The sequence below is a fragment of the Allobosea sp. genome, from assembly GCF_036675845.1.
Lineage (GTDB): Bacteria > Pseudomonadota > Alphaproteobacteria > Rhizobiales > Beijerinckiaceae > Allobosea.
Genome location: NZ_JAKFED010000062.1, coordinates 84,144 through 94,301 on the forward strand (window position 1 = coordinate 84,144; position 10,158 = coordinate 94,301).

At 67.0% G+C, this 10,158-nt stretch carries 11 protein-coding genes and 1 tRNA gene; 7 read left to right on the top strand and 5 right to left on the bottom strand.

All coding sequences use genetic code 11. The features are described 5' to 3' along the window. The first annotated feature begins 9 nt into the window (after positions 1-9). Positions 10-1,830, top strand: coding sequence for an ABC transporter ATP-binding protein (locus V6M56_RS07520; protein WP_332682537.1), 1,821 nt, complete (start codon positions 10-12; stop codon positions 1,828-1,830). A 49-nt stretch (positions 1,831-1,879) separates the two neighbouring features. On the opposite strand, the gene V6M56_RS07525 is transcribed toward V6M56_RS07520, so the two are convergent. From V6M56_RS07525 to V6M56_RS07545, 5 genes are all read right to left on the bottom strand, one after another. Continuing rightward, on the bottom strand, positions 1,880-2,440 hold the full coding sequence (locus V6M56_RS07525; RefSeq protein WP_332682538.1) for an invasion associated locus B family protein: 561 nt from the start codon (positions 2,438-2,440) through the stop codon (positions 1,880-1,882). A 100-nt stretch (positions 2,441-2,540) separates the two neighbouring features. Beyond that, entirely contained in the window at positions 2,541-3,587 is a 1,047-nt protein-coding gene (gene obgE / locus V6M56_RS07530) for a GTPase ObgE (RefSeq protein ID WP_332682540.1), read from the bottom strand. A gap of 434 nt (positions 3,588-4,021) precedes the next feature. Continuing rightward, positions 4,022-4,660 carry a GNAT family N-acetyltransferase gene (locus tag V6M56_RS07535; RefSeq protein WP_332682541.1) on the bottom strand — a complete coding sequence of 213 codons (639 nt, stop codon included), beginning with the start codon at positions 4,658-4,660 and terminating at the stop codon, positions 4,022-4,024. A gap of 157 nt (positions 4,661-4,817) precedes the next feature. Next, a complete protein-coding gene (gene rpmA / locus V6M56_RS07540; protein ID WP_332682542.1) occupies positions 4,818-5,084 on the bottom strand; it encodes a 50S ribosomal protein L27 in 267 nt (88 codons plus the stop codon). Positions 5,085-5,183: 99 nt separating this feature from the next. Next, a complete protein-coding gene (locus V6M56_RS07545) occupies positions 5,184-5,897 on the bottom strand; it encodes a 50S ribosomal protein L21 (RefSeq protein ID WP_332682544.1) in 714 nt (237 codons plus the stop codon). A 329-nt stretch (positions 5,898-6,226) separates the two neighbouring features. Between V6M56_RS07545 and V6M56_RS07550 the strand changes: the two genes are divergently transcribed. The 6 genes from V6M56_RS07550 to V6M56_RS07575 all read left to right on the top strand — a co-directional run. Then, positions 6,227-6,316: transfer RNA gene (locus V6M56_RS07550), tRNA-Ser, on the top strand. Between the two features lie 227 nt (positions 6,317-6,543). Continuing rightward, on the top strand, positions 6,544-7,476 hold the full coding sequence (locus V6M56_RS07555) for a LysR family transcriptional regulator (RefSeq protein ID WP_332682546.1): 933 nt from the start codon (positions 6,544-6,546) through the stop codon (positions 7,474-7,476). Between the two features lie 92 nt (positions 7,477-7,568). Beyond that, positions 7,569-8,339 (top strand): class II aldolase/adducin family protein, encoded by a 771-nt coding sequence (locus V6M56_RS07560; protein WP_332682548.1) that lies wholly within the window; start codon positions 7,569-7,571, stop codon positions 8,337-8,339. 42 nt (positions 8,340-8,381) lie between these two features. Continuing rightward, complete coding sequence (locus V6M56_RS07565) at positions 8,382-9,368, top strand: Bug family tripartite tricarboxylate transporter substrate binding protein (protein WP_332682549.1); 987 nt, start codon at positions 8,382-8,384, stop codon at positions 9,366-9,368. A 137-nt stretch (positions 9,369-9,505) separates the two neighbouring features. Further along, complete coding sequence (locus tag V6M56_RS07570; protein WP_332682551.1) at positions 9,506-9,742, top strand: hypothetical protein; 237 nt, start codon at positions 9,506-9,508, stop codon at positions 9,740-9,742. Positions 9,743-9,973: 231 nt separating this feature from the next. Then, positions 9,974-10,158, top strand: a 185-nt coding sequence (locus V6M56_RS07575) for a DUF2934 domain-containing protein (RefSeq protein ID WP_332682552.1), incomplete at its 3' end; no start/stop codon positions are given.

Consider the following 10,158-nt stretch of genomic DNA (forward strand, 5'->3'; position numbering starts at 1 on the left):
CCGCGCGCCATGAAGATAGGCAAGGTCACGGACGACACCCTCGCGCTTTTCGCCCGCGTCTGGCGCGAGCGCATCCGGTCCTACCTGCCGCAGATCTTCATGATCCTCGGCCTCGTCGTGGTCATCGCGGCGACGACGAGCTTCTATCCGCTGCTGATCAAGGCTGCTTTCGACGCCTTCGCCGACCCGCTGACCGCCGAATCGACCGGCTTCGTGCGCCGGGCCGAGCGGCTGGTCTCGAAGTCGATCGGCATCGAGATCGGCGTCATCAACGCCGTCGCCATCGTCGTCGTCATCGTCACCGCGATCAAGGGTTTCTCGCTGCTGGCGCAGACCGTGCTGACCAACAGCGTCGTCAGCCGCATCGAGGCCGACATGCAGAGCGCGCTCTACGCGCATCTGATCGACGCCGACCTGGCGCAGCTGCAGCGGGAGAATCCCGCCTCGCTCACCCAGCGCTTCACCACCGACTTCACCTTCGTCAAGGAGGCGCTGACCCGGATCATCAACATCGCCATCCGCGACGTGCTGACCGCGATCGCGCTCGTCGGCGCCATGCTCTGGATCGACTGGCAGATGACGCTGGTCGTGTTGCTGGTCGCGCCGGTGGTGGCGAGCCCGATCGGCCGGATCGGCAAGAAGCTGCGCCGCATGGCGATGTCGCAGCAGGAGCAGACCGGGCTGATGGCGAGCCTCGTCACCGAAAGCCTGCAGGGCGCGCGCGTCGCCAAGACCGATTCGCTCGAGCCCTATCTCAAGCGCCGCGCCGCCGACGCCTTCGAGACGATCCGGGCGCTGAAGATGAAGGCCGCCAATGCGCGCGGCCGGCTCGATCCGCTGCTCGAGGTCGGCGGCGGCCTCGCGGTCGCCGGCGTGCTCGCCGCCATCGGTGTGCGCATCCAGGCCGGCGGCTCGACCGTCGGCGATTTCACCGGCTATGTCTCGGCCCTGCTGCTGGCGGCCCAGCCGATGCGCTCGCTCGGCAATCTCAACGCCATCGTCCAGGAGGCCGGCGCCTCGCTGAAGCGCTATTTCGCCCTGATCGACGAGAAGTCGCTGATCGCCGAGCGCCCGGATGCGCGCCCGCTCGCCATTGCCGGTGGCGAGGTCGCCTTCCGCGACCTGCGCTTCCGCTACCGCGACGATGCGCGCGGGCTCGAGGGCATCGACCTCGTGGTCGAGGCGGGCAAGACCACGGCGCTGGTCGGCCGCTCCGGCTCGGGCAAATCGACCATGCTGGCGCTGGTGCCGCGCCTCTATGATCCGAACGAGGGCCGCGTCGAGATCGACGGCCAGGACCTGCGCGACGTCACGCTGGCCAGCCTGCGCGCCCAGATCGGCGTGGTCAGCCAGGATGTGGTGCTGTTCGACGATACGGTGCGTGCCAATATCGGTTTCGGCCGGCCGGGCGCGAGCGAGGCCGACATCGTCGCCGCCGCGAAGGATGCCGCCGCCCACGACTTCATCATGGCGATGCCGGAAGGCTATGATTCGCGCGTCGGCGAGCGCGGCTCGCGGTTGTCCGGCGGCGAGCGCCAGCGCCTCGCCATTGCCCGCGCCATCCTGAAGGACGCGCCGATCCTGCTGCTCGACGAGGCGACCAGCGCCCTCGACACCCATTCCGAGCGGCTGGTCCAGCAGGCACTGACGCGGCTGATGAAGGGGCGCACCACGCTGGTGATCGCCCATCGCCTCTCGACCGTGCGCGACGCCGACCGGATCGTCGTGCTCGACGAGGGCCGTATCGTCGAGACCGGCGATCATGACGCGCTGATCGCCCGCGAAGGCGCCTATGCGAGGCTCTACCGGCTGCAATTCGCCGAAGGCTGAAAGAGCTGGGATATCGCCTAACCGGTCCTGGACGCTCCCGCCCGAGCCCTCAGGGCTGCTCGCGCAGCAGCGCGTCGGTCGCCGCCGTGAAGCCGCGGAATGAGATCGGCAGCGTCACGTCGCGCTTGGTCGAATCCTGGTAGCGCAGCTGCCCCGCTTCGCTCAGGTTGCGCCAGCGCTTGAAGACATCGTCGCTGAGATTGGCCTCGCCGAAGCAGCCGCCGGGCGTGCAGCGCTGGAACACCGCGAGCACGTCCTCCTTCTCGCCGGCGCTGACGCGCACCCCGGCATTGTTGCCGAGCGTCAGGTTGGGCGGCACCTGGACGACGAGCTTGTAGGGCTCGCCCTTGACCGGGCGGCCGACGGCGATCAGCGCGATCGGGCCGCGCTGGCCCTGCTGCTCGACGGTCTGCATGATCTCGCAGACGCGCGTGCCGACACCCTGCTGGCAGCGCAGCACCCAGTCGCCATAGGTCGCGGTGGTGTTGTCGGGCTGGGAGACGCCGCCTGCGGCAGGAGTGGGCTGAGCCGGGCGTTGCGCCTGTGCGAAGGCCGGCCCTGCCAGCGCGAGCGAAGAGAGCAGCGCGAGGAGCGTCGATTTGATCAGCATGGCGGGGCCAGTCCGGGTTGGAAAGCAGGACGCCGAGTTGAAGGGTAAGAGCGCGCCGGAGGCAAGGGCTCCATCGTTCCCGGCGCGGCCGCCGGCGGCCTCACGGGCGCCAGCCAGCCTCCTCCTGCGCCGGCGCGCTTTCGCGCGCCTCCTCGGCGCGGGCCGCCTCGACCACGGCGAACACGGCGCGCAGCGCCGCCTCCACGCCTTCGCCGGAAGCAGCCGAGAGCACGATCGGCGTCCGCTTGGCGGCGCGCTTGAGCCGCGCGATCTGCTCCTTCAGCAGCTCGGGAGAGAGCGCATCGACCTTGGAGAGCGCCACGATCTCGGGCTTCTCGGCCAGGCCCTCGCCATAGGCCGAAAGCTCGTTGCGGACGGTCTTGTAGGCCTTGCCGGCATGCTCGCTTGTGCCCTCGACCAGATGCAGCAGCACCCGGCAGCGCTCGACATGCCCTAAAAACCGGTCGCCGAGGCCATGGCCCTCATGGGCACCCTCGATCAGCCCGGGAATATCGGCCAGCACCATCTCGCGGCCATCGACGCGGACCACGCCGAGGCCCGGATGCAAAGTGGTGAAGGGATAGTCGGCGATCTTCGGCTTGGCGGCGGTGACGGTGGCGAGGAAGGTCGACTTGCCGGCATTGGGCAGGCCGATCAGCCCGGCATCGGCGATCAGCTTCAGCCTGAGCCAGACCCAGCGCTCCTCGCCCTCGAGCCCCGGATTGGCGTGGCGCGGCGCCTGGTTGGTCGCGGTCTTGAAATAGGCGTTGCCGAAGCCGCCATTGCCGCCCTTGCACAGGACGAAGCGTTGGCCGGGCAGCGTTAGGTCGGCGATCAGGGTCTCGCCGTCCTCGTCGAGGATCTGGGTGCCTGGCGGGACCTTGAGCACGAGGGCCGAGCCGTTGGCGCCATGGCGATCCTTGCCCATGCCGTGCTCGCCGATCCTGGCCTTGAAGTGTTGCTGGAAGCGGAAGTCGATCAGCGTGTTGAGGCCTTGGACGCATTCGACCACGACATCGCCGCCGCGTCCGCCATCGCCGCCATTGGGCCCGCCGAACTCGATGAACTTCTCGCGCCGGAACGAGACGCAGCCGGCGCCGCCATTGCCGGCCTTCACATAGATCTTGGCTTGGTCGAGGAATTTCATGGCCGAGTAGGTAGTCGCATGTGCGTTCAAGGGCAATGCACCTGCAGCCTCGTCGCTCCGATCTCCGGAATCATGAGCGCGTTCCGGCCCGGCCGATGCGCCACCCGCAGCGGGCGGACGTGCGCAGAACGCCCGCTTCGGAAGCTGCGCGCTTTAGAGCCTGCTGATTTTCGGCGGAACCACCCCGTCATTCCGGACAAGCGGCGAAGCCGCGCCGCTCCGGAATCCATCGAAGAGCGCCGCACCCTACGATGGATTCCGGCGCTCCGGGCGGAATGACGCGGCGTGTTTCCGAGGGAACAAGCGGCCGGCTTTAGCTTCGGAATCACAGGCGCTTCCGACCGAAAGCTGAATCCGCCTCTGACCAAAAAACGAGGGCAGACCATCGCATGATGGCCTGCCCTCGCTTCGCTGCACGGCTGCGCCCGGCGCCGTCAGGCGAGGCACGCCTCCTCGTCGGCGATCTCCTGCGGCGGCGCCGGGGTCCAGCCCGAAGCACCCCAGCTCTTCAGCGCCGCCCAGGTCGAACGGTCGAGCCGGAACTGCTCGCAGGGGAAGAGGCCGCCGCGCGCCGGCAGCGCCTTGAGGAAGGAGCCTTCCTGGCGAAAGCCGCTCTTCTCCAGCACCCGGCGCGAGGCCGGGTTGATGACGCGGGTATCGGCCTCGATCGCCTCGATCTCGACCAGCGAGAACAGCGTGTCGATCAGCGACTGCACCGCTTCGGTCGCCAGGCCCTTGTTCCAGTGCGGGGTGCCGAGCCAATAGCCGAGGAAGGGCCGTCCGCTTGCCTGCGGATGGGCCCCGATCATGCCGATGAGCTCGTTCGGACGCTCGCGCGGCGTCACCGCCAGCACCAGATGCTCGCCCAGCGCATTGCCCTTGCGCATCGCGAAGATGAAGGGCTCGACCGCTGCGGAAGGGTAGGGGTGCGGGATCGAGGCTGTCATTTCCGCCACGGCCTTGGCGCCGGCGAGCCGCAGGATCGCGGCCGAATCGGCCATGCGCGGCCAGCGCAGCCACAGGCGCCGGGTCTCGAGCCGGAAGACGTCGTCTCTTGTCAGTTCGGGGAACATCGGGTCTCTCCGTCGGCGCAACGAGAAAGGGGAGATGGGCTTTGGTCCCATCTCCCCCGGTTCGTTGACCTTCGGGAAACCCTTGGCGGGTTTTGACCCCTTCTCGATCATCCGGTTCGATGGAACCGGCGGATCGAGAGAGTTCCCTATCCGCCGTTTATTCTGCGGCCTCTTGGGCCGGGACTACGTTGACGAAAGCTCGCCCGAGTTTCGTCGTGAATCGGACGCGGCCGTTCGCCGTGGCAAAAAGGGTATGATCCTTGCCAAGGCCGACATTCACGCCGGGATGCCATTTGGTGCCGCGCTGACGCACGATGATGTTGCCGGCCACGACCGCCTGGTCGCCGAAACGCTTCACGCCGAGACGCTTGCTTTCGGAGTCGCGACCATTGCGCGACGAGCCGCCTGCTTTTTTGTGAGCCATAACGCCCTACCTCGAAAACTCTTCAGTCCATGTAACCCGAATCGGCGGCGAAAGCCACCGGTTTCGGAGATGAAGCCTTGCTGAGCCTGACAGCGAAGGTCAGTAGTCCTCGCCGGAAGCAAGCTCGGCCTGGTCGGCCTTGGCCCGCGGCGGCTTGCCGGCGAGCAGCTCCTTGGCCTGCTCGACCCACTCCTCGCGGGTGGCGCGGCCGCGGAGCTTGAGCTCCTCGTCCCACTTGGCGACGTCGGCCTCGCTCCAGGCGGCGATGTCGTTCCACGAGGTGATGCCGGCGGCGCGCAGCTTCTTCTCGATGGTCGGGCCGACGCCCGAGATCAGCGAGAGGTTCGAGGCGTCGAGCGCTTCGGCCTTGGCTTCCGCCTTGGCAGCAGGCTTGGCGGCCTTCGCGGCAGGCTTGGCCGTAGCCTTGCCCTTGACCGCTTCGCTGCCGGCCTTGAGCGCGACCGGGGCGGCTTCGCCCTTCTTCATCTCCGGCTTCTTGCCGCCGGTGAGGATGTCGGTGATGCGCACGACGGTCAGCTCGGCGCGGAAGCCGCGCTTGCGCTTGGAATTCTGGCGGCGGCGCTTCTTGAAGGCGATGACCTTCTCGCCGCGGGTCTGCTCGACGATCTCGCCGGCGACGGTGATGTCGCCGAGGAAGGGCGCGCCGATCGTCGACTTCTCGCCGTCGGTCAGCATCAGCACCGAGCCGAAGGCGACGGTGTCGCCCGGGTTGCCCTCGAGCTTTGCGATCGTGATGCGGTCATTGGCGGCAACGCGGAATTGCTTGCCGCCGGTCTTGATGACTGCGAACATCATTGTTCTCCATGTTCGGCCCCGCCCTGTCATGGACCCTCGAAGGAGCGCATGCGGGGCGGCTTTTTGGCAGTCGTTGCGTGGTCGGGTTGCTCCTCGGCGCTGCCGTCTCCGGTCCGCTTGCGAACCGGCGCGAGGCATGCGCCAAAAGAGATCGGGCGCGGGTTTCCCCACGCCGGACGAGGCTCTCTAGGCGGGCAGGGCGGCCGCGTCAAGGAAAACCCCGTCTCGCGGAGATGAACCGGCGAACCGAAGACTTGTGCGCAAGGAGGCTTGTGCGACGCGGGGTGCCCGTGTAACAAGCAGCCCGCTTCGACCAGAGCGACCGCGGACAGGTGGCAGAGAGGTTGAATGCACCGCACTCGAAATGCGGCATACCTGCAAGGGTATCGGGGGTTCAAATCCCTCCCTGTCCGCCATCATCCCGCTAAGGGTTTGATCCAAAAGAGCTCTTGAAAATCAGCGGCTTGCAGCTGCCCGAGCGGTACGCTCGGGTGGTAGGCGGATGAGTTCGCCGGCAGCGCCCATGACCGCTTCCGCGCTTCGTGGCCGGCATCAGGAGCAGCGAGCGCGACGGACTCGTCAGATCGATCGCGTTCGTGGCAGGGTTCGCGGCCCGAAGCATGCAGCATGTCACGGAGCGGACGTGAATCTCCGCCAACTGAAGTACTTTGTCCGTGTGATCGAAGCCGCCAACATGACGCGTGCGGCGGATGAATTGCGGATCGCGCAACCGGCGCTCGGCATGCAGATCAAACAGCTTGAAGAGGGCCTTGGCGTCACGCTGCTGACGCGTCATTCCCGCGGCGTTTCGCCCACGGCGGCTGGCGAGAAACTGTTTCAGCGCGCCATCGAGATCCTCGACCTCGTCGAGCTCGCGCGCCGGGAAGTGCGCGACGACGCGCGCGAAGCCGTCCGGTTCGGCCTGACGCCGAGCCTCATGCAGATCATCGGTCCGGAACTGCTGTTGCGGGTCTCGGAGCGCGCTCCTCAACTCTCCGTCAGCCTGACCGAAGAGATGAGCCATCTTCTGGTGGACAGTCTGCATAGAGCCGAGCTCGACCTGATCCTGGCTTACGAGGTTCTGGATGCGCCTGGCTTCTGGAAGCGAGCCCTCTACCAGGAAGACCTCGTCCTCGTCACAGCGACGGGATACCCGGACGAGGCTCCCATCACCTTCGCCGGGGCTCTGGCCCATCCCCTCATTCTGCCGGAACCGCGCGATGGCGTACGCTCGCTCGTCGAGAGAACGGCTGCCGAACATGGGCTCACCATCAGGCTGGAACATGAGGTCCGTTCGATTTCCGGCATCAAGACGCTCGTCGCTCGCGGCTCGGCGGCCGGCATCCTTCCATACGGGACCGTGCTCGCCGAGGTCGCCGCGGGGACGTTGTTCGTCCGGCCGATCATGCCGGCTCTCAGGCGCACCCTTTACCTTGTGGGGTCACGCAAGGCGGGACAGCTTGCCGCGCTCCCGATCATCCGGGACGCCGTCAGCGCGGCGATGACAACGCTTTCTGCGGCGATGGTCGGGTTGGGCCACCCGTTATCCGCAGCCGAGCCACCGCAAAACGCTTAGCGCTGACCTAAGCGCTTCGCATTGGATTTCGCCCGGCAGAATGGATGATCCTGCCTCGACGGCGCAATGTGCGCATCTATCGAGGTCGCCCCATGTTGTCGAACGCGCCTGCGAGTGCCAGCGAAACGCCGCTCCGACAGGACGCCTTGGAGCTCGATGCGATCGTCGCCGACATCGTGCTCTCGAGCCGCATTCTGGCCCGGGAGGGGATCGTCGACAGCTTCGGACATGTCTCGGGGCGCCACCCCCGGCGGCCCGACCACTACCTGATGCCGAGGACCCGGGCGGCCGAGCTGGTCACCGCCGAGGATGTGCTTGTCTTCGACCTCGAGGATACCCTCGTCACGGCGACGGAGGCCCGCACCTTCGCCGAACGCAGCATCCATGGCGCGATCTATCGCGCACGTCCCGACGTGCTCGCGATCTGCCACCACCACGCGCCCGCGATGATGCCGTTCTGCACCAGCGACGCCGAGCTCGTTCCCGTCTTCCATCTTGGCGCGACCATGGGCGCAACGGTGCCTCGCTGGGACAGCCAGGACGAGTTCGGCGACACGAACCTGATCGTCTCGACCCACGCCCAGGGAGATTCCCTCGCTCGCGCTCTGGGCCCCAATTGGACCGTCCTGATGCGCGGCCACGGCGCCACCGTCGCAGGCCGCTCGATCCGGGAACTGACCTTTCGGGCGATCTACGGCGCCCGCAATGCCGACGCGCAACTGAGGGCTGCCCAACTCGGCTCGGTTCGTCGGTTGACGGCTGCCGAAGCGCTGTCAGCCGCCGAATTCAACCTCACGCCCTTCGCCATGGATCGCGCCTGGGAGCAGTGGACCAGGCATATCCACGCGGCTGGCCATCCGTAACCATCGTCCGAACGACAACGAACAACTGGAGGGGAGGTCAACATGTCTGAGCAGATGTCTCGCCGCACCGTCTTGGCTCTCATCAGTGCGGGTTCTTTCGTCATGCCGGCCTTTGCCGAGGGCCAGGCCGCCTATCCCGGCAAGCAGATCCTGCTGATCGTGCCCTATCCAGCCGGAGGCGCGGTCGATCTCGCCGCACGGCTCGTCGCGGAAAAACTGCGTCTCGATTTCGGACAGGCCGTCGTCGTGGAGAATCGGCCCGGCGCCAACGGCATGGTCGGAGCTGCGGCCGTCGCACGGGCACAGCCTGACGGCTACACCTTGCTGATGGCGCCGCGAGAGGTGTTCGGGATCAACCCGATCCTGATGCCGCAGCAGGCGATCGATGGGAAACAGGACTTCGCCTATGTCGGGGTGGTTGCCACGGGCCCCTACGTCCTTGTCGTCAATCCCGGGCTCGGGGTGAGCAGTTTCGCGGAGTTCGTCGACCTCGCGAAGCAACGCGAGCTCGCCTATGCCAGCTTCGGCAAGGGCAGCATGGCCCATCTCAACATCGAGGCGCTCGCGCGCAAGCTCGGCGTCAAGATGGTCCATGTGCCGTATCGAGGGGCGCCGCCGGCGGTCACGGCGGTGGCGACGGGCGAAGTCGCTTTGACCATCACCACGCCGCCAGCCGCCATCTCCCTGATGCAGGGCGGCAAGCTGAAGCCAATCGCGGTCGGGAACGAGCGCCGTCTGCCCCAGTTGAGCGAAGTGCCGACGATGGCGGAACTCGGCGTCGCCGACGATCCTCTGATCCTGAATTTCTTCGGCCTTGCCGCCCCCGCCGGGACTCCCGTACCGATCGTCGAGCGGCTGAATGCTGCTGTCGCGCGGGCGATCACAGCTCCTGAAATCGCGGCCAAACTCGAGGCCAGCGGGCTCGTCCCCGCTCCCGGCTTACGCTTGGACATGGCGCGTTTGGTCAACGAGGACGTCGAGCGCTTCGGCCGCTTGATCCGCGAGTTGGATATCAAAGTCGCGGATTAGGGTTATGCCGCCTTGCTGTCAGGGGCCTCGAGCCGACGATTCGCCGAGTGCAGGCGTCGTTCCGGGCGAGCAGGCGGCCTGTCTCTGGAACTCCCGTCGCGATGGCTCGTTGCCTTGAAAGGAGAGGAAAGGAAGCCATGGCGGACAACAGGACCACCTCGTTGACGGACGCGCCGGCGACCTATCGCACCGCCCGGCGCCCCGGCCAGTCGGGCGCACCCGAGCAGAGGCGCAGCGGGCCGAGCCCGCTTTCGCCGCATCCGACCGGGCCGCATGCGCCCTTCGAGGAGCACGAGAGCGACGGCGCGGCGGCGATCAAGCACGAGCCGGCCAGCGAAGCATCGCCGGCCGACGGCAGGAGGAGCCCGCCATAGAGCCGGATCCGATCAGGTTGGATCAACCTGATCGGTGAAGCCGCCTCTAAACTATGGATAGAGAACGCGTGATCCGATCAGATTGCACCGCAATCTGATCGGCGCGTGCTCTAGGCTGGATGCCTCCGGCGAACCGGGCAGCGCCTTCCTTTGGAAGCCGGATGCGATCGGAACGATCCGGCGCCGGCGGCGTTACGTCGGAACCTGCAGCAGCAAGCCAAGGAGGACGACATGGCCGATGTCGGCAATGCGCAGCGGGAAATCCGCAGGATCGCCTATGCCCTGTGGATGGAGGAAGGCCAGCCCGACGGCCGCGACCGCGAGCACTGGGAGAAGGCCAAGGAGATCTGGAGCTTCCGGCATCGCGAGAGCGAGGCCACCGAGCCAACCCGCCAGCAGGCGGGCTCGGCAGGGGA

What these genes read in the sequence shown, in the direction of transcription:
- V6M56_RS07520 (WP_332682537.1), top strand. Translation starts at nt 10, where the DNA reads ATGAAGATAGGCAAGGTCACGGACGACACCCTCGCGCTTTTCGCCCGC.
- V6M56_RS07525 (WP_332682538.1), bottom strand. Translation starts at nt 2,440, where the DNA reads ATGCTGATCAAATCGACGCTCCTCGCGCTGCTCTCTTCGCTCGCGCTG.
- obgE (WP_332682540.1), bottom strand. Translation starts at nt 3,587, where the DNA reads ATGAAATTCCTCGACCAAGCCAAGATCTATGTGAAGGCCGGCAATGGC.
- V6M56_RS07535 (WP_332682541.1), bottom strand. Translation starts at nt 4,660, where the DNA reads ATGTTCCCCGAACTGACAAGAGACGACGTCTTCCGGCTCGAGACCCGG.
- rpmA (WP_332682542.1), bottom strand. Translation starts at nt 5,084, where the DNA reads ATGGCTCACAAAAAAGCAGGCGGCTCGTCGCGCAATGGTCGCGACTCC.
- V6M56_RS07545 (WP_332682544.1), bottom strand. Translation starts at nt 5,897, where the DNA reads ATGTTCGCAGTCATCAAGACCGGCGGCAAGCAATTCCGCGTTGCCGCC.
- V6M56_RS07560 (WP_332682548.1), top strand. Translation starts at nt 7,569, where the DNA reads ATGTTGTCGAACGCGCCTGCGAGTGCCAGCGAAACGCCGCTCCGACAG.
- V6M56_RS07565 (WP_332682549.1), top strand. Translation starts at nt 8,382, where the DNA reads ATGTCTGAGCAGATGTCTCGCCGCACCGTCTTGGCTCTCATCAGTGCG.
- V6M56_RS07570 (WP_332682551.1), top strand. Translation starts at nt 9,506, where the DNA reads ATGGCGGACAACAGGACCACCTCGTTGACGGACGCGCCGGCGACCTAT.